Raw genomic sequence first — 18,535 nt, forward strand, 5'->3', positions numbered from 1 at the left:
TGCGGGGTGAGCTTACCCGGTCCCGCCCGGAACGCCCACAACTGCTCCGCACGGCACCGGACACGACCCTGCGCGGGCATTGCCGGGACGGCAGTAACTACTGCGGCTACTGCGCGGAGGAACCGGAGCCTCCCCGGATGCGGTCGGTGATGCCGGTCTCCGTGGCGATATCGGTCAGCTCAAGCTTCTCGCTTCCCAGGGCGACTGTCGGCGTGCCGGTGATCGCGGCCTCCGCGAAGGTCTTGTCACACAGGTCGAGCCAGGCGCCATAGGTGTTCGCCGTGATGGCGGAGGCGATCTGCTCGACGACGGCATCGCCGACGCCCGCCTCTGTCGCAGCCTGCGTGACCGACTCGGCGTTGATGGCCGAGAAGTCCCCGCGGGCGTAGATCTCTGAGAATCGAGTCATGACCGCATGGTGGAAGGCGAACGCGGAGGTCGGCTCCTGATCCAGGACCACGCCCATGGCATTGCACACCATGTCACTCCAGCTGTTCCCGAGGGACCGCGAAGTGTGCAGCACCAGGTTGATCGTGCCGTCACCCAGTAGCGTCTCGATCTCCGTCTTGTGGAGTTCCTCGAAGTTGGCACAGTGGTGGCAGGAGTAGTCAAAGTAGATGTGCAGGTTCTGGGCGCCGTCCGTGCTAGTGCCGGGCTGGAGGTCGGAACCGAAGACGAGTGACCCGTCGGCACGAATGGTTGCCGGAATTCCGTCACCGCTGGCAAGGTCCGTCACGATCTTCCCACCCAGGGCTTCCTCATCGCGCCCGGCGATCACTACCGCGGCCACGGTTCCGGCTACGGCCAGCCCGCCTACGCCCAGGAAGCTGCGGCGCGTGATCCGGGCGCGGCGCTCCCGGCGCTCCTGCTCTTCACGCAGTGCCCGCGCCTTGGCACGGGCCGCCTCTCGACGCTCGGCCTTGGTGGGACGGGGCTGATTAGAGGCCACGAATAACTCCTCGACTGGATCCTTCGGTGCGGTGCCGCCGCGAACCCTGCGGCGCCGACCAGCTTAAGCATTGTGCCTTGGAGCAGGCGGAAAGGCACGTCCCTGGGGCTGCGGCCTGCCTCACGCCACCGACAGGCGCACCCGCAGCACCCCGGCACAGGGGAACCAGAAGGAAGGCCAGATAACTAGATGGAGGGCTAGATGAAGTCGAAGGGCGTCATGCGGGCGAGCGGCACCGCCCCCATGACGAACAGGAGCACCACGCCCAGGGCGATCGCCGCGAATACCGCGGCGCCGATCAGCCGATTCGAGCGACTGCTGAGCAGCACGTCGATCATGCGGGCGCCGCCCCGGCGGGTAGGCGCCCCCAGGGAATGAACCAGGACACCAGCATGTATGCGGCACTGGCGGGCACCAGGCAGAAGCCCACCCGGTGGTAGTCGCTCCACGAGGCCAGCACGGTGGCGCTGTCCGCCGGGCCGAATCCGAGTGCGTTGCCGGTGACGGAGAAGATCACTACGGCCACCAGCGCACCAACGGCGCAGGACGCTGCGGCCGCCGCCAGGGACCGCACCAGGTACCACGGCATTGACGCCCACATGCGCGAGTTGTCGGTGCCGGACACGTAGCCGTTCCTCAGACGGCGCCACCGACGGGCGTCATCCGCCCGCCCCACGGTGCCGGCAATCACGACCAGCAGGGAGAACGCCAGCCCAATCCACCCCGGAATGGGCAGCGACAACGCCACCAGCATCAGGAAGAAGACGGCTGCGACCGACCGGTGCCGCCTGGGCTCGAGCGCCCATTCGGGGACGGCCCCCGGCTGCGGGCTCGGCTGCACCTGCGGCGGGCTCGGCTGCACCTGGGGCGGCCTTACCGCTACCGCGCCCGAGTCCGCCTCTTGCCGGACGGGCACCGCACCGGTGCCCGGCGTGTACGACGGCGGCACCGCCCGGTCCACCGGGCCGGAGGTGACTGCGACGGCGTGCGGGGCAGGGCGCACAGCCCCCGCCGCGGAGGCGGAGGCCTCCACGCCGGCGGTGTCGGGCTGCGATGCCGGGGCGGAGAGGAATCCATATGCGCCTGGAGGGGCGGAGGACACCACCCCGTACCCGGAGGCCGTGCCGGCTGAGCTCTCTGAGCTCGCGGCGGTCACCGCTGCGGCGGCCGTCGGGCTGCTGGGGAGCGAGGGACCGGCGGGCCTGACCGGCGCGCCGTACCCCGGGCCCGCTACGGCCCCGTAGGTTCCGGTCGTGGTGTCCGACTCGTCCACCGCCGTATCCGGCACCGCCCGCGACAAGGCGTTCTCCCCGGTGCCGCCGTCGGCGATCTCATCAAGAACCTCCAGCAGCTCCGGCACGGACAGGCGGTCGGCGACGTCGGGCGCCAGCGCCAGCTTGAAGGCACGGGCGAGGGCGGGGTGCGTCTCCTCCAGGTCCCCCAGCTCCGGGGTGCCGGCATAGACCCGGCGGAACACCGCCTGCCAAGGGCCGGCGCCGAAGGGCGAGCGGCCCGTGATGGCGAACAGGATCACGCCCGCGCAGGCGTACCAGTCCACGTCCGGGGTGGGCTCACCGCCGTCGAGCATCTCGGGCGGGATGAAGCCGGGAGTGCCGGTGACCTGACCGGTCTGGGTGAGGCGGACGTCGTCGGCCACCTGCGCGATACCGAAGTCGATCAGCACCGGCCCCTGCATCCCGAGCATCACGTTGGAGGGCTTCAGGTCGCGGTGAATCACGCCGGCGGCGTGCACGGCGGACAAGGAGTCGACCAGGCCGTGCGCGAGATCGGACAGGTCACGGATGTCGGTGTCCAGCCGGTAGACGCCCTCGTGGTCGACTTCGCTTTGCAGGGTGGGCCCGTCCACGAGCTCGGTGATGACGAAGGTGACGCCGGCGCCATCCGCGCCGTCGCCGGTCTCAATGTCGAGGATGCGGGCCACGCGGGAGTCCTTGACCCGGGCGAGCACGGCGGCCTCACGGTCCAGCCGCTTGCGGGCCATCGGGTCGGCCGCGATCTGCGGGTGGAGGATCTTCATGGCCACGTGCCGACCGTCTGCGTCAACGGCCTCCCAGACCACTCCCATGCCGCCCGCACCCAGGCGGCGCAGGAGCCGGTAACCGCCGACGTCGGCTCCCGCGCGCAGTCCTGCCAGGGAGGCGGGCGTTGCGCTGTCGGGGCTGTGCGTCATGGCGCCACAGTACCGGCAGCCGCCACAACCACCACGGACGTGAGGGGATTCACAGCCCTTTCAGAGTTTTCTGAGCTGCCGCGGGCTACCTGGAGTGCGCCGTCGTATGACAGAGTTGGTCCTGCCCGGGGGCAAACCGCTCCCGGCCCGTGTCAATGCGGACACGCATCGGCACCTTTCACCACGGATCGTCCGGCACGTACCTGCCGGTGAAGGGATACCCCTTATGGCAACTGTCACTTTTGATCATGCCACCCGTATCTACCCGGGGAACGACACCCCGTCGGTGGACAGCCTGAACCTTGAGATCGCCGACGGCGAGTTCCTGGTTCTCGTAGGCCCCTCGGGCTGCGGAAAGTCGACCTCCCTGCGCATGCTCGCAGGGCTCGAGGACGTCAACTCCGGCCGCATCCTCATCGGCGACCGCGACGTGACCGACGTCCAGCCCAAGGACCGTGACATCGCCATGGTCTTCCAGAACTACGCCCTGTACCCGCACATGTCTGTGCACGACAACATGGGCTTCGCCCTCAAGATCGCCGGTACTCCCAAGGATGAGATCGACCGGCGCGTCAAGGAGGCCGCCAAGATCCTCGGCCTGACCGAGTACCTGGACCGCAAGCCGAAGGCACTGTCCGGTGGTCAGCGCCAGCGTGTGGCCATGGGCCGCGCCATCGTGCGCAAGCCCAAGGTCTTCCTGATGGACGAGCCGCTGTCCAACCTGGACGCCAAGCTGCGCGTGCAGACGCGTACGCAGATCGCGTCCCTGCAGCGCTCGCTCGGCGTCACCACCGTCTACGTCACCCACGACCAGACGGAGGCGCTGACCATGGGTGACCGCATCGCGGTCCTCAAGGACGGCGTGCTCCAGCAGGTCGGCACTCCGCGCGAGATGTACGACAAGCCGGCCAACGACTTCGTGGCGGGCTTCATCGGCTCCCCCGCCATGAACCTGGGCCGGTTCACGGTCAGCGACGGCGTTGCCTCCATCGGCGCCGCGCGCGTCCCGCTGTCCCGGGCCACGCTCGACGCCCTCGTCCCGGAGGACAACAACAAGGTCGTCATCGGCTTCCGCCCCGAGTCCCTCGAGGTTGTCTCCGCTGAGGACCAGCACTCCATCCCGGTGCGCCTGTCCTTCGTTGAGGAGCTGGGCAGCGACGCCTACATCTACGGCGAGCTGGTCGGCGCCGAGGGCTCAGAGGACAAGCTCGGTTCCGGCGAGGACTCCAGCCAGATCATCGTCCGCGTGCCTCCGCGTACCGCGCCGGAGCCTGGTGAGACGGTGTACGTGCGCATCAAGCCGGGCGAGGAGCACATCTTCTCCGCCTCCACCGGCAAGCGTCTGCCCGCCTGAGCCGGCCCGGCCGCCTGCGGGTTGCGTTCGCGTCCGCAGGCGCGGGAAGACCAACCGGTTGGGCCCCGTTCCTCCGCGCGAGGGGCGGGGTCCAACCGCTCCGGCACCGTCCGACCCGCCTGCCTTCCCTGACGGGGCGGTTTTCAACGAAACCACATGTATCGTTCGCCATGATCCGATGACCACAAGGCGAGCGGCCTCGCCTGCAACGACCCGGCGCCGTCGCGGAGCGCTCCACGGCGGACCTGAGAGAATGCGCTCATGCCCCAGTCCATGCAGATCACTGCGGCCACGATTGACCCGGCGCTGCTTGATCTCCCGTGGGAAATCCCATTGGAGGAGTGGCCGACCGACGTGCTTGCCGCCCTCCCGCGGGGGCTGTCGCGCCACATTGTGCGCTTCGTGAACCTGTCCGAGCGGGTCATCGCCGTCAAGGAGATCGGCGAGGAGGTCGCTTACCGCGAGTACGAGCTGCTGCGGGACCTGGTCAGGCTCGGGGCGCCCTGCGTGACGCCGACGGCGGTCATCACCGGACGCAAGGGCCTGGACGGCTCCATCCTCAACTCGGTGCTGGTCACCGAGCACCTGTCCTACTCGCTGCCCTACCGGGCGCTGTTCAGCCAGTACATGCGCCCGGAGACCGCCACCCGCCTGATTGACGCCCTCGCCGTACTGCTGGTGCGCCTGCACCTACTGGGCTTCTACTGGGGGGACGTGTCCTTGTCCAACACGCTTTTCCGCCGTGATGCGGGCGCGTTTGCCGCCTATCTGGTGGACGCCGAGACCGGTGAGCTGCACACCGAGGGCCTGACCGAGGGCAAGCGGTTGTACGACATCGATATCGCCCGCACAAACATCATCGGCGAGCTCATGGACTTGCAGGCCGGCGCCCTGCTGGAGCCCAGCGTGGACACCATTGAGGTGGGTGACCGGATCGTCAGCCGGTACACGGAGCTGTGGGACGTGCTGACTGCGGAGGAGGCCTTTGACCTGGGTGAGCGGTGGCGAGTGCGCTCACGCATTGAGAAGCTGAACAAGTTGGGATTCGACGTCGGCGAGCTGACCATGAAGACCGAGGCGGACGGCTCCGGCACGCGCATGGTCATTCAGCCGAAGGTTGTGGACGCCGGCTACTACCACCGCCGGATCATGCGTCTGACCGGTCTGGATGTACAGGAGCGCCAGGGTCAGCGGATGCTCAACGACCTGGAGACCTTCCGTACGGTCACCGGCCGTAAGGATGAGCCTGTGGAGCAGGTGGCGCACGCCTGGTTGTCGGAGGTGTTCGAACCCACTATCTCCGCCGTCCCGATGGAACTACGGCGCAAGCTGGAGCCGGCGGAGATCTTCCACGAGGTGCTCGAGCACCGCTGGTACATGTCTGAGCAGAGCAGGCGCGATGTCACCACCGAGGAGGCCGTGGCGGACTACGTCAACACGGTTCTGCCGCAGCGCCCGGACGAGCAGGCGTACCTGTCGCTGGGCGACACCCAGGAGATGGAGGCCATCTTCAGCGACGACGAGCCCGTGCCCGCCGACGACGAGGAGTTCGCCGCCCTCGACGAGGCCACCGCCGCCGCCTTCGAGCTCAACCCCATGGGCTTCACCGCCGGCATGAAGTTCAAGGGCGAGTAGCGCCCCAGAAACCATCGACGAGCGCGCAGCATCGTCGGCATTATTGACATCAAGGACCCTGACCATGGGATGGCTAGAGACTCAGCCCATGCGCCGCTTCGAGGTGGCGGCGCCGCCGCGGGACGCAGTGCGCTTCGTCATTGATCAGCTGAGGCCGCGGGGCTTCTCCCTGGAGACCTGGGACCTGGACTCCGTGCTGGCCGCACGAGGGCCGTGGACCGGCGTGGTCCTGCGCGAGGGCAGTGAGGCCGGAAGCTTTTTGGCGGAGTACCTTGCCGAGGCATTTCCGTTCGCGCTCATTCTCCCCTGGGTACGCCGCCAGCACGGGCGCGTGCGCCTGGCGGTGCTGGCCCGCCCACTGCGCGACCGCGCGGCCAGCGAACTCATCTGCTGGCACTTCTCCCGCAATTCCGGAACCCCGTGGAACCGTCCCAAGCACTTCACCATTGACGTTATGGAGGGCTTGACCGAGCCCCTGCACGCAGCGGGCCTGCTGCTGGCGGGGCCGGCCAAGCCATCCAACTGGAACACCTGGAAGACTCTTCCCACCGATCACCCGCTGCATCCTAAGCAGTGGCGCGCCATCAGCGGGGAGGCGCGGCGTCGCGGCCGTCGGCGTCGGGATGGCGCGTAGCCAGCGCGCCGTCGCGGATCACGTTGCAACCCGCCCTTCTCGACCAGGTGCGCCACCACGCCGCCGGTGAGTAGCGCCAAATGTCCAGATTGATGACAAACGACGCTCAGCCCGCGATCCGCGCTGCATGAAACGGCGCAATTCCAACAACCCGTGAGCTCACCCCTGGGTGTCGGCAGGCGTTTGTCATCGATTTTGACACTGTACCGAGGGCTCCATAAGGCTTCTGCCGAATCACGGCCTTGGTCCTCCCAGCTGCACGCGCACGCCGGTGAGCACTCCGACGTCGTCAGCCGCCAGCACCAGCGCGCACAGAAAAGCCGCCATGGTGTGCGACCAGTAGGGCACGCGCATGCACGCGCTCGCCCCCGCGGATACGCGCGGCGCACCGCCTAGTGGTGCGCCTCCCAACCCGCGGCACCGGCGACCAGCGACAGCAGGCCGTCGGCGGTTTCGAATACGGCACGCGCTACCTCACCGGGACTGCCGTCACGCGCCTCCACGGCGATAACCACCGAACGCGATGAGACCTCACCGCGCACCGGCAGTCGCTCCGCAATATGAGTGGCGAGGGAATGGTCGTAGGTGACCCGCTCCGAGGGCAGTCTCAGCGCCAGCCCCTGAAACGTGAATGGTCCGGCGTCCCGGCAGGCGGCATAGGCGCACTCGCAGATCAGGCTGATGGTGGCGGGCGTCAGCTCCCGCGACACCCCACCTGGAACCAGCCGACGGCGCCGTCATCGACGAAGTCGTCGGCTGCGCCGCGAGGCAGGTCCCACCGGCCCTCCTCAATAGCCAGGCCCACACAGTCGGCCGGAGGCACCAGGTTCAGACCCCTGATCGCCGCCTCGCCGATCACACCGTAGGCTACGTCGTCAGAACGGTTGGCCGCCCCGGCCGCTGTGCCCTCGCGGTGCCCGAGCACGCCGATCTCGAGTGTCAATAGCGACGAGTGGTTTACGGTTTGCAAATTAAAGTCCTTATTGCCGTAACCACTATATTTGGTGCGTCGATTTGACTCTCATTTGGTAATCTGATCGACAGTTGGTCATCGCCAGCGGTCAGCTGAAATGCGCCGCCGGGATCTAACGGCAAAGAAGTACTGACACTGTCATCAATGAAGACAGCCGAATCACCGGTGGACTCGACACTTAAAAGTTCTTCTCCCGGAGCGTTTTCGTTCGACGCCGCAAGAATGCAGTCCTGTGCAGAATTCAGTTGACTGTCGGTTGACGAGTCCGCAGCACTCGCGGCCGAATGCAACGACAAAAACACGAGGGCAAGAGATCTCGCGGTTGACATCACCGCACTGCGATGCACGCGGCCCCCTAAAGGATTAGGGCGCGATGGCCCCAACACGCCTGTGAGCGCGGCAGCAATTCCCAAGCGCCTGCCAAGCGAGGCAGCGAGTCGTCAGTTACGGGCGCCCGTGTCAGGGCGTTTTGCAGCGTACAGCTGCCAGACCGCCTCAGGCCCCGAGCTCCTCGGCCACCAGCGCCATCTCCTCATCCGCGCGGCGCCGCAGCTCACGATGCCGGGTCCAAGACGCAAGCGAGACCTCGGCCACGGCGTCCACCAGCAGCACCACTCCTGTGCCCAGCAGCCCGCGGGAAGTCAACCCGGTGCGACCGCGACGGCGCACCGCCGCCCCAATCAGCACCCCGCCGATCCCCGCTTCCAGTAGTGCGCCGGCGCGCATGATCCAAGGCCGCTCAGTGACGGTATCAATGTAGGTCTGCCAGAACACCGAACCCGGCGCGGAAGGGTCCTGCAGCATCAGCCCGACCGAGCGCCCCACGGCATTGGACAACCCGCGCGGCTCATGCACCACCGCCCCGGGCGCCTCTGCGGGCGCCAGCCGGCCAGTCAGCACCGAGGCCACCCAGTCGGGCATACCGAGCGCGTCCACCAGTGCCACCAAGCCATCCAGCCCAGGGGTGGAGAAGGCCTCGGCCACGGCCTGCGCGTCTGCGCCAGGCACGGTCTGGGCAACCAGTGACACGTCGGTGGAGTCCTTCAGCAGCTCATCCACCAGGTGCCGCAGCGCCGGCCCCGGGGTGGCCACGCCGCCCCACACGTACTTCGAGCTCATGCCCCAGGAGAAGACGGCGTCGTCCTCACTCTCCCCGGTGACCACGGCGCGCACCGCGATATCACGCGTGTCCACGCTCATTACCAGGGCCGGCAGGGACTCCTCATCCCAGCCGAAGGTGCCCAGCTCATTGCCCTCCCCGGCGTACATGACGACGCGCCGGTCCAGGGCGGGCAAGGAGACAACCGCAAGCGGACGCTCCAGCAGGGTTGCCTGCAGCGGCACCATGTACGCGCTGAGCGGGGAGACAACCACGGTACGGGAGGCATCCGGTGTCTGCTCCGACACACTCGGCAGCGCCACACCGTCCGGCAGGGCGTTGAAGGAGGCCGGCCCGATGGTGACATCACCGGAGAACTCGCGGGCTAGGGACTCCACCAGCTCACTGATGCGGATCCCGGCGATCGCGCCGCCGCGCGACGGCGGGGTGACCGCCACGCGCCCGTCGGCGTCTGCCAGCAGAGTTAGGGACAGCAGGTGGGGCGTAGCCGGGTACCACTCGAGGCGGGCGACGACGCGATCCGCCTCAAGGCGCGCGGCAACCGCGTCCGGCTGGGTTCCGGGCACGACTAGCACACCCTCGGTGCGGTTCCAGCGCTGTGCGTGGTCCTGAGCCATAGAGGCCTCCTAGTCGGATGGTGACGACCGTTGTCCGCCGACCCGTCCGCACGACGGGCGGGTACACGACCATTGTGTCAGCATAGAGCCTCCCGGTCAGCCCCGTGCGCCGCGCTGATCCCGATACGCGAGCAGCAGCGCGGCTGCCGTCGCCTACCGGGCCGCACCCGCCAGGCGACGCAGCCGGTCCACCTCGTACAGTGCGATGCCCGTGGCGACGGCGGCATTAAGGGACTCCACCGTTCCGGCAATCGGAATGGAGACCAGCAGGTCGCAGGTATCACGCACAAGCCGCGACAGCCCACTGCCCTCCGCGCCCGTGACCACGACCAGCGGGGAGTCCGCCAGGTTCAACTCCTCCACCGGCGTATCCGCCCGCCCATCCAGGCCGACGACGAAGCACCCCTCCTTCTTCAGCGCCTGCAGGGCCCGCACAAGATTCGTCTCCCGGGCCACCGGCACCCGCGCGGCGGCACCCGCGGAAACCTTCCAGGCGGCGGCACTCACGCCCGCCGAGCGGCGCTCCGGAATGATCACGCCGTCGGCACCGAAGGCCCCGGCTGAGCGCAGCACGGCGCCGAGGTTGTGCGGGTCGGTGACCTGGTCGAGCGCCACCAGCAGCGGCGTGTGCCCGGCCTCGCGAGCGCGGTCCAGCAGGTCGCGGGCCAGGACGTAGTCGTAGGCGGGTACCTCAATGGCAATGCCCTGGTGAACGGCACCCTCGGTGAGTGCCTCCAGGTCGAGCCTGGTGGCCTCCACCACGGGCGCCCCCACGAGGGCCGCCCGGCGCACCACGGCGTTCAGGCGGTCGTCGTCCTGCGCGGAGGAGGCCATGAACACGCGGGTGATGGGCACACGCGCACGGGCCGCCTCCGCAACTGCGTTACGGCCACAGACGATCTCGTGGCCCGCCGGCACCCCGAAGCGGCGCCTGGCCTCCTCCAGGCGCCCAGCGTGGGTGGGCTGGGCCGCGCGGGACTCGGCAATGGCCTTGGCACGCGCCTTGGGGTGGCCGACCCGGTCCTCCGCCTTGGGCGTGGGCCCCCGTCCCTCCAGCCCCCGACGGCGCACCCCGCCGGAGCCCTTGAGCGGGCCCTTCTTCTTGCTCGACTTGCGCATTGCGCCGTGCCGCTGGTCGTTTCCTGGCATCGTGTAGATCCTGTTCCTCGGTTAGCGTCCGTTGGTCCCGCTTGGTCGCGGTTACAAGTGTCCTGCTATACGGCTTCGGTCGGCCGGGCACGGGGTCTCAGGCCAGGTGCCAGCGGGCCCCGCCGCCCGAGCCCGCGGCGCCGTCCTCGACGACGACCCCGGCGGCGGCCAGCTCCTCACGCAGCGCGTCCGCCCGCGCCCAGTCCTTGGCGGCGCGGGCCTGGGCGCGCTGCTCCAGCAGCCCCGTGACCAGTCGGTCCAGGGCATGCATGGCGGCGTCGTCCGCACCGCTCCCCGCGCCGATCACCCGAGCGCGCCACGGTTCCGCGAGCGGGTCGAGGCCAAGCACATCCAGCTGGGCGCGTAGATCCAGGGCGGCCGCCGCGACGGCGTCGGTGTCAGTGACGGGGGCGGCCAGGGCGGTGTTGAGCCGCTTGAGGGTGGCGTGAACCACCGCCATCGCGCCCGCGAGGTTCAGGTCATCGTCCATGGCGCCGACGTACTGCGCAGGCAGGGCCCGGTCCCTGAGCATCGCGGCACCAGCATCAACCGGGCTAGTGCCGCCGTCGGCCGGCGCGGTGACCTCAAGCGCCCGCAGAACCGCCCCGGACAGCCGCTCCCACAGGGAGGCGGCGTCGGCCAGGGTCTCCGCGGAGAACTCCACGGTGGAGCGGTGGTGGACGGTCCCCAGCGCCAGGCGCAGCACCGCCGGGTCGTAGGACCTCAGCAGCTCGGAGACCACCAGCGAGTTGCCCAGGGACTTGCTCATCTTCTCGCCCTTAATGGTCACCCAGGCGTTGTGCACCCAGTGGCGGGCGAAGCCCCAGCCCGCGCCGTGGGACTGGGCCTGCTCGTTCTCATGGTGCGGGAAGCGCAGGTCGATGCCGCCGCCGTGAATGTCGAAGGACTCCCCGAGGTAGCGCCGGGCCATGGCCGAGCACTCCAGGTGCCAGCCGGGACGGCCCCTGCCCCAGGGCGCGTCCCAGGAGGCGTCCGCGGGCTCGCTCGGCTTGGCAGCCTTCCACAGGGCGAAGTCACGCGGGTCGTGCTTGTCCGCCTCCACCTCGGCGTCGAGCTGCGAGTCGTCCTCGGTGGTGGCCAGGTCGTCCACGTTCTGGTTGGTCAGCGAGCCGTAATCCGGCAGGGAGCGCACATCGAAGTAGACGTTGCCCGACTCGCCGGTGTAGGCGTGCCCGGCCTCCAGCAGCCTGCGCACCAGGTCGATCATCGCCGGGATGTGACCGGTGGCCCTCGGCTCGTAGGTGGGGGCCTGCACGCCGAGGGCGCGGTAGGCCGCGTCGAACTCGCGCTCATAGCGCTGCGCCCACGCCCACCAGGGCACCGGCGGGTCGGCCGCCGCGGACTTGGTCAGAATCTTGTCATCGATGTCGGTTACGTTGCGGATCAGTACGACGTCCTGCCCGCAGCGGGTCAGCCAGAGGCGCAGCACGTCGAAGGCGATGGCACTGCGCATATGGCCGATGTGCGGGGAGCCCTGGACCGTGGCACCACACAGGTAGATCGTCACCGTGCCGGGGGTGACAGTTGGCGCCAGGGGCACAACAGCGCGGGCCGCCGTGTCATACAGGCGCAGGTTCAGCGCGGGACGCGCATCATTCACGGAGGTGCTCACCCCCGCAGCCTAGCGGGTGCGGCAAGCCCGGCACCGCCCGGGCGGCAACCGCCACGGCTGCGGCACCGCCCGGGCGGCTACTGTCACGGCTGCGGCACCGGCCAGACCAGGGCGGTGGCGACGGCCGCCAGACCCTCCTTACGGCCGAGGAAGCCCAGGCCGTCGGTCGTGGTTGCGGAGAAGGCGACATTAGCGCCGACGGCCTCGCTCAACGCCGCGGTCGCCTCCTGAAGCCTGTCGGCCACGCGGGGGCGCGCGCCGATCAGCTGGACGGCGACATTCCCGATCTCGAATCCGGCTTCACGCACCCGCCCCGCGGTCTCGGTCAGTAGCGCCGCCCCGGCGGCGTCCTTCCACTGGGGGTCGTCGGTGCCGAAGTTGGTGCCGAGATCGCCCAGACCAGCGGCAGACAGCAGGGCGTCGCAGCAGGCGTGGGCCACCACGTCACCGTCGGAGTGCCCCTCCAGGCCAACCTCGTCCGGCCAGTTCAGGCACGCCAGGTTCAGCTCGGTGCCGGAATCGGCGTCGGCGAAGGCGTGTACATCGGTGCCGATGCCCGTGCGGGGCGTCCACTGGGCGATCTGCGCGCGATAGGCGGCAGCATCGGCCTCGGTGAATGTGGCGGTGCCGGCGGAGTGGCGGGCAGTGCGCTGCGTGCTGGCATCGGTCTCAGGTTCATCACTCATGCGCGACAGTCTGCCGTATACCCGCCCGTTACCCATGCATCCTCCTGTTCCCCCGCGCGTCGGATCGCCGGATCACGTATGCCGTGACGCCATTCAGGGCCGTCCAGGCACCCTGAGCGGCTGCGCCTGCCAGCCGCCTTGACGCGGGGGCGGGCCGGGATCAGACAATGCCACCTGTGGTTTGCGCAGGCACGCACATGAGCGACCTCCCCACCGCACCGGGGATGGCGGCGTCGCTGTGCGCGCTGCACGACGTCGGCACCTGCCGGTCCTGCCCGCACCTGTCAGCACCGCTGACCGCACAGCTGGCACGCAAGCAGGCGCGTGTCACCCGGCTACTGGCCGACGGCGCGAACCCCGTGCCGCCGCGGGCGTGGGAGGAGCCGGCGGCGAGCGCGCCGGAACGATTCCGCAACAAGGCCAAGATGGTGGTCTCCGGGACGGCGGCGGAGCCGCTGCTGGGCATCCTCGGGCCGGGCGGACGCGGCGTCGACCTGCGCTCCTGCCCCCTGCACGTGCCCCAGGTCGCGGCTGCGCTGCCGGTGCTCGCGCACACAATCACGGAGCTCGGGTTGACGCCCTACGACGTCTCAGCCAGGCGCGGTGAGCTCAAGTACTTGCTGGTGACGGCCTCCCCGGACGGGGACCTGATGGTGCGCTTCGTGCTACGCAGCCGCCGCCACGTCGCCGCCCTGCGAGCCGCCCTGCCCGACCTGCAGCGGCGGCTGCCGACGCTGGCGGTGCTCAGCGCCAACATTCAGCCGGTGCACCAGGCGATCATTGAGGGCCCGGAGGAGATCGTGCTCACCGAGGAGGACCGCCTACTCATGCGGCTACAGCTGCCGGATCTACCCGGCGCCGCAGTAGGGGGCGTCCAGGAGGGCATGGCCCGCAGGCGCATGCGGGAGCTACCGCTGTTCGTGCCCACGCGCTCCTTCTTCCAGACCAACACCGCCATCGCCGAGCAGTTGTATGCGACCGCCCGCGACTGGGCCGATGCCGCACCCGGCGCGGCGGTGGGAAGGGAGCGGCTGGTGTGGAACCTGTTCTGCGGCGTCGGCGGATTCGCCCTGACGCTGGCCGGGCCGGGCCGGCGCGTGCTGGGCGTGGAGGTGTCGGCGTCGGCGATCGACGGCGCCCGAGCCGCGGCCCGACTCATGCGGTTGCCGGAGGGCGCCGTGCGCTTTGAGGCGGGCGACGCCTCCGTGCTGGACCCGGGGGCCGGGGCCGTGCCGGACCTGCTGGTGGTCAACCCGCCGCGGCGTGGCATTGGCGCGGAGCTGGCCGCGCGCATCGAGGCCTCGGGGGTGGAGCGGGTGCTGTACTCCTCGTGCAACCCCGTCAGCCTGGCGAGCGACCTGGAGCGAATGCCATCGCTGCGGGCGGGCCGGGCGCGCCTGTTCGACATGTTCCCCCACACCGACCACGCCGAGGTCCTAGTAGACCTCCGCCGAGACCGAATGACACACCCAAACCGGCACTAGTGACACACCCAAACCGGCACTAGTGACGCATCGAGACCGGTTGATATGGCGGTTCTGGGCACGACGGCCCATAGATCGGCGCCGCCACGTCACCTAGCCTCGACGCATGGCGAGCAACGGCGCACCCGGTCCCTCTTCATCCACTCCCTCCGCGTCTACCTGCCCCGCGGCCCCCACGGCCCCGGGCAGTCTGCCCCGGAGACGTGGGACTCGCGGCCTGTCCCGCCGCCGGGCGCTGGCGCTCCCGCCCGCCATCGCCGCGCTGGTGGCCCTCGGCGGGTGCGGAGTGTTCGGCGGCTCCGCGCGGGCACAGGCCTACGACACCGACGCCGTCCACCGCGAGATCTCGCTGGAGGACGCCCCCGTGGCAGCGGAGGCCGCGGCCGCCTGCGCCGCCCTGAGCGAATCCCTATTGCGCTTCCGCCTGGGTGAGAACCCCGCGGCCAACGCCTTGACCTGCCCGGTCGGAACCGCCCTGACCATAGCCCTGCTGTACGCGGGCTCCGACGCTCCCGCCGACGGTGTGGAGGAGCTGCTCGGAGTGGCATCATCGGCCGATGGCTCGGGCGCCGCTGCGGATGACGCCCGTGACCAGACCTGGTCGGCGCTGCAGAACAGCCTGCTGATCTACGAGCCCACTGAGGCACAGCTGGAGAACTACAACCCCAAAGCGATCCCGGAGATTCCGTTGCTGCACATCGCCAACCGGGTGCTGCTGGTCGGGGATGACCCCGCAGTGGAGCAGTCCTACCTGGACGCCGCCCGCGAGTGGTACGACGCCACCACCGAGCACGCCGCCCTAAGCGATGCCAAAGCGGCCCTCGACGCGTGGGCGCAGAGACACACTGGCGGGCTGATCAGGTCCTCCGGTATCGAGATCACCGAGGACACGCGGCTCGTCCTGCAAAACGCCCTGCTGTTCGCCGCCGGGTGGGCCTGGCCCTTCGACGCGAATGACACCGCCGACGAGGACTTCACCCTTTCCGACGGCACGGTAGTCACTGCCCGGCTCATGCGCGACAAGCTCCGCCTCCCCTATGCGCAGGGCCAGGGCTGGCAGGCCGTGCGCCTGCAGTACGCCGAGGGCAGCGGCCGCACCGTAATGGACGTGTTCCTGCCCGAGGTCGGCACCAACCCATCTGACCTGCCCGAGGGCACCTGGGCCGAGGCCTCGGCGGCGCTTGACGCCAACGCGTATGGACAGCAGCGTATGGCCGAGGTCCGGCTGGCCCTGCCCACCTTCGACCTAGCGCCCGGCCCCGTGAATCTGCTCGCCTTCCTCACGGCCCAGGGCATAACACTGGACTCTCTGGAGCACATCGGCGAGAACCTGGAGGTTGACCAGGCGGTCCAGCAGGTCCGCCTCATGGTCAAAGAAGAAGGCACCGTCGCTGGAGCCCTAACCGAAGTGTCCATAACCGAAAGTGCCGTACCCGACGAAGAAGACAACCCAGTCAGCTTTATCGTCGACCACCCGTTCGTGGTCCGCATCCTCGACCAGTTGACCGGCCTGGTGCTGATCGAGGGCGTCATCATGGACCCGACCGCGACCACCGGGTAATTCCCACCCGGACCACGCCGCCGTGCGCCTCCCGCGGGCCACCCGAACGGTTACGCTCTTACCCGGCAGCCCCTCCCACGACTGTAAGGAGTACCCGTGAGCGTCGACGTCGTCACCCAGTCCACCCCCGAGCTGGTCGAGGCAATGGAGCGCCTCATCCCCCAGCTCTCCCGCAGCGCCCCGGCCCTGACCGCCGCGCAGTGCGAGGCCCTGGTCGACCAGCCCGGCGTGTACCTGTTCGCCTTCCGCCCCGACGCCCCGCTCGCAGACGGCACCACCCCCATTCTGGGGATGCTGACCCTGGCGACCTTCACCATCCCCACCGGTCTGCGCGCCTGGGTGGAGGACGTCGTCGTCGACGGCGATGCCCGTGGCCACGGTGCCGGCCAGGCGCTGGTGGAGGCGGCGGTCGAGTACGCCCAGTCGCTGGGTGCCCGTACCGTCGACCTCACCTCGCGTCCCTCCCGGGAGGCGGCCAACCGCCTGTACCGCCGGGCCGGTTTCAAGCTGCGCGAGACGAACGTGTACCGCTTCTCCGGGGAGTGACCCCGCGGTCGGTCCGGGGCGCGGCGGCGCTCAGGGCTCGGCCCACAGCAGCAGGTGCGGCGTGACGGCCTTCAGGTCCGGGACGACGACGAGCCCGGGATCGGCCGGGAAGTGCTTGTGCCCGCCGATCTGGATCACCCGCAGGTCGTTGGCGCGGGCGGAGGCGGCGCCGGTGGCGGAGTCCTCGACGACGACGCACTGGTCCGCGCTCAGCCCCAGCAGGCGCATGCCGGCGGCGTAGGGCGCCTGGTCGGGCTTGCCGGGCAGGCCGTCGTCGCCAGTTATCAGGCCGGCGAACACGTCCCCGAGCGCGTGGGCGACCGCCTCGACGATGGGGCGCGGGGACTGGGTGACGATCACCTGCGCCAACCCGACCTCTAGCAGCGTCTGGGTGATCTCCCGGGCACCCGGGACCAGCGGCGGGGAGGCCTTGACGGCGGCCTCCACGTCGGCAGCCATGGCGGCGAAAATCGCCTCGGCCGCCGGGTCGTCAGGATCGGAAGCCGCCCCAGTAGCAGCAATCAGCTCACGAGTACGGCGAATCGAGGCTCCCTCCAGGGCGGCCACCTGCGCTTCGGTGACGGTACCGCCGGCGGCCTCGCAGCGGCGGCGGAAGGCGTCATCCCAGAAGTGCTGAGAGTTGATGAGCGTGCCATCCATGTCCCACAGGACGCCGCGCACGTAGCGGCCGACGTGGTTCACTACTCGCCTCCAGAGCTGCGCCGACCGCGGCCCTTGCGTCGATCCCGCTTGGCCCGCTTGTCCTGCTCAGCCTGCGCCCACTCGATGCGCCTAGTCAGCCAGGCGCGCGTGTCCGCGGTGAGCATCTTGTTGTCCTCCAGCAGGCCGCCGGCGCGCAGCCGGGTGAACTCCAGGTACTCGGGATTGCGGGTACGCCCGTACTGGCGCTCCGCCTCACGTAGATCGGATGCGTCCCGTGCGACCTGCCGCTCGATCATCTGTCTGCCCAGCAGCAGGAAGATCGCCAGCACCAGCGCCACAATGCTGCCGTAGCCCTGAGTCGGTCCGTAAAGCAGGGCTGCCAGGACGGATAGCCCGATGGCGGGCCCCATCATGCCGTAGGTGTAGCCCTCGGAGCGGCCGTCGTGGCCGCGCGCCCAGGCGCGGAGCTTGGCCCGCCCGTCCGGGTCTCCCCCGTTGAACCAGTCGCGTACCCGCCCGCCGACGCCGCTCATCGCGCTGCCCCCTCAAGCAGCTCGTCGATGAGCTCGGCCATGGAGCCCACCGAGCGCTCGCAGGCGGCGACGACGTCGGGCGGGGACCAGGGCAGGCAGATGGCGTGGTCGGCAACCGCGTGCATGGAGATGTCGTTCCAGGAATCGCCGACGCTCCAGGTCTCGATCCGCTCGCCGGCCAGCGGCCCGTCGGCGCTGGTGAGTGAGTCAACCAGGTCGCTCAGGCCGGCACCCTTGGTGGCACCGGCGGGGATGACGTCGAGGAACTCCTGATTGCGGACCACCTCGATCTGATCCGGCCAGCGGGCGGTGAGGTCGGCGACGATGCGCTCCCGCACGGCGTCGTCGCGTACCCGCATGGGCACGCCGATGAACCGGTGACCCGGCATCTCCTCCACCGCCATGGGCCGGAAGATCTCCAGGATCGGGGAGGTCTCATGGTAGGTATCGGACAGGATGTGGTCGGCCTCCATGGTGGTGCCGAAGACGGTGAGCCCGTCGATGCCCTGCAGGAAGCTGGCAATCTCGTGCGCGACGCCGTCGGGCAGGTAGCGGGCGGACAGGACCCGGTATTCGCCGTCGATCAGGACGGCGCCAGTGAAGGTGACGGCGTAGTCGAACTCCAGGCCCAGGGGCGTCAGGGTGTGACGGGTCGCGAAGACGGACTTGCCGGTGTCCACCACCAGCAGGTTGCCGACATCCCGCCAGCGCTGCATGGCGTCCAGGTCCGCGGAGCTGACGCGCCGGTCAAACAGGACCGTGCCGTCCAGGTCGGTAGCGATGAGTTGGCGCACTGCTTCTCCTGCC

Annotated in this window: 18 protein-coding genes; 6 read left to right on the top strand and 12 right to left on the bottom strand. The window is 69.4% G+C overall.

Translation table 11 applies throughout. The features are described from left to right. Window positions 1-106 precede the first annotated feature (106 nt). The 3 genes from CWT12_RS12500 to CWT12_RS12505 form a co-directional block, all read right to left on the bottom strand. Complete coding sequence (locus CWT12_RS12500; RefSeq protein ID WP_161925072.1) at window positions 107-949, bottom strand: DsbA family protein; 843 nt, start codon at window positions 947-949, stop codon at window positions 107-109. A 197-nt stretch (window positions 950-1,146) separates the two neighbouring features. Then, window positions 1,147-1,287 (bottom strand): hypothetical protein, encoded by a 141-nt coding sequence (locus CWT12_RS14180; RefSeq protein ID WP_237564199.1) that lies wholly within the window; start codon window positions 1,285-1,287, stop codon window positions 1,147-1,149. Further along, complete coding sequence (locus CWT12_RS12505; RefSeq protein WP_237564200.1) at window positions 1,284-3,140, bottom strand: serine/threonine-protein kinase; 1,857 nt, start codon at window positions 3,138-3,140, stop codon at window positions 1,284-1,286. The genes CWT12_RS14180 and CWT12_RS12505 overlap by 4 nt, the downstream gene beginning before the upstream one ends. 226 nt (window positions 3,141-3,366) lie before the next feature. Here CWT12_RS12505 and CWT12_RS12510 point away from each other — a divergent pair, with 226 nt between their 5' ends. From CWT12_RS12510 to CWT12_RS12520, 3 genes are all read left to right on the top strand, one after another. Next, window positions 3,367-4,494 (top strand): ABC transporter ATP-binding protein, encoded by a 1,128-nt coding sequence (locus CWT12_RS12510; protein WP_161925073.1) that lies wholly within the window; start codon window positions 3,367-3,369, stop codon window positions 4,492-4,494. A 261-nt stretch (window positions 4,495-4,755) separates the two neighbouring features. After that, window positions 4,756-6,129, top strand: coding sequence for a DUF4032 domain-containing protein (locus CWT12_RS12515; protein ID WP_161925074.1), 1,374 nt, complete (start codon window positions 4,756-4,758; stop codon window positions 6,127-6,129). A gap of 64 nt (window positions 6,130-6,193) precedes the next feature. Then, on the top strand, window positions 6,194-6,763 hold the full coding sequence (locus CWT12_RS12520; RefSeq protein WP_161925075.1) for a hypothetical protein: 570 nt from the start codon (window positions 6,194-6,196) through the stop codon (window positions 6,761-6,763). Window positions 6,764-7,155: 392 nt separating this feature from the next. On the opposite strand, the gene CWT12_RS12525 is transcribed toward CWT12_RS12520, so the two are convergent. The 6 genes from CWT12_RS12525 to ispF all read right to left on the bottom strand — a co-directional run bounded on the left by CWT12_RS12525 (window position 7,156) and on the right by ispF (window position 12,941). After that, a complete protein-coding gene (locus CWT12_RS12525) occupies window positions 7,156-7,473 on the bottom strand; it encodes a hypothetical protein (protein ID WP_161925076.1) in 318 nt (105 codons plus the stop codon). Next, window positions 7,458-7,706 (bottom strand): hypothetical protein, encoded by a 249-nt coding sequence (locus CWT12_RS12530; RefSeq protein ID WP_161925077.1) that lies wholly within the window; start codon window positions 7,704-7,706, stop codon window positions 7,458-7,460. Before CWT12_RS12530 ends, CWT12_RS12525 begins: the two co-directional genes overlap by 16 nt. 525 nt (window positions 7,707-8,231) lie before the next feature. Then, window positions 8,232-9,473, bottom strand: coding sequence for a hypothetical protein (locus CWT12_RS12535; protein WP_161925078.1), 1,242 nt, complete (start codon window positions 9,471-9,473; stop codon window positions 8,232-8,234). A 153-nt stretch (window positions 9,474-9,626) separates the two neighbouring features. Next, window positions 9,627-10,622 (bottom strand): 23S rRNA (guanosine(2251)-2'-O)-methyltransferase RlmB, encoded by a 996-nt coding sequence (gene rlmB, locus CWT12_RS12540; protein WP_161925079.1) that lies wholly within the window; start codon window positions 10,620-10,622, stop codon window positions 9,627-9,629. A gap of 97 nt (window positions 10,623-10,719) precedes the next feature. Next, a complete protein-coding gene (gene cysS / locus CWT12_RS12545; RefSeq protein ID WP_161925080.1) occupies window positions 10,720-12,255 on the bottom strand; it encodes a cysteine--tRNA ligase in 1,536 nt (511 codons plus the stop codon). A gap of 83 nt (window positions 12,256-12,338) precedes the next feature. Then, the gene (ispF, locus tag CWT12_RS12550; protein WP_161925081.1) at window positions 12,339-12,941 is read right to left on the bottom strand and encodes a 2-C-methyl-D-erythritol 2,4-cyclodiphosphate synthase; all 603 of its coding nucleotides are present in this window, start codon (window positions 12,939-12,941) and stop codon (window positions 12,339-12,341) included. Window positions 12,942-13,138: 197 nt separating this feature from the next. Here ispF and CWT12_RS12555 point away from each other — a divergent pair, with 197 nt between their 5' ends. The 3 genes from CWT12_RS12555 to CWT12_RS12565 all read left to right on the top strand — a co-directional run bounded on the left by CWT12_RS12555 (window position 13,139) and on the right by CWT12_RS12565 (window position 16,532). Beyond that, on the top strand, window positions 13,139-14,425 hold the full coding sequence (locus CWT12_RS12555; RefSeq protein ID WP_161925082.1) for a methyltransferase domain-containing protein: 1,287 nt from the start codon (window positions 13,139-13,141) through the stop codon (window positions 14,423-14,425). Window positions 14,426-14,531: 106 nt separating this feature from the next. After that, window positions 14,532-15,986: a serpin family protein gene (locus CWT12_RS12560; RefSeq protein ID WP_161925083.1), complete on the top strand. Its 1,455-nt coding sequence runs from the start codon at window positions 14,532-14,534 to the stop codon at window positions 15,984-15,986. Window positions 15,987-16,082: 96 nt separating this feature from the next. Beyond that, complete coding sequence (locus CWT12_RS12565; RefSeq protein ID WP_161925084.1) at window positions 16,083-16,532, top strand: GNAT family N-acetyltransferase; 450 nt, start codon at window positions 16,083-16,085, stop codon at window positions 16,530-16,532. Between the two features lie 30 nt (window positions 16,533-16,562). Here the strand turns inward: CWT12_RS12565 and CWT12_RS12570 are convergent, their stop codons facing one another. The 3 genes from CWT12_RS12570 to CWT12_RS12580 are packed head-to-tail and all read right to left on the bottom strand — an operon-like array spanning window position 16,563 to window position 18,522. Further along, window positions 16,563-17,234, bottom strand: coding sequence for an HAD family hydrolase (locus tag CWT12_RS12570; RefSeq protein WP_161925085.1), 672 nt, complete (start codon window positions 17,232-17,234; stop codon window positions 16,563-16,565). Then, window positions 17,234-17,728 (bottom strand): hypothetical protein, encoded by a 495-nt coding sequence (locus CWT12_RS12575; protein WP_202616214.1) that lies wholly within the window; start codon window positions 17,726-17,728, stop codon window positions 17,234-17,236. The genes CWT12_RS12570 and CWT12_RS12575 overlap by 1 nt, the downstream gene beginning before the upstream one ends. After that, window positions 17,725-18,522 (bottom strand): HAD-IIB family hydrolase, encoded by a 798-nt coding sequence (locus CWT12_RS12580; RefSeq protein WP_161925086.1) that lies wholly within the window; start codon window positions 18,520-18,522, stop codon window positions 17,725-17,727. The genes CWT12_RS12575 and CWT12_RS12580 overlap by 4 nt, the downstream gene beginning before the upstream one ends. Window positions 18,523-18,535: the final 13 nt, after the last annotated feature.

This window comes from Actinomyces sp. 432 (assembly GCF_009930875.1).
GTDB lineage: Bacteria > Actinomycetota > Actinomycetes > Actinomycetales > Actinomycetaceae > Actinomyces.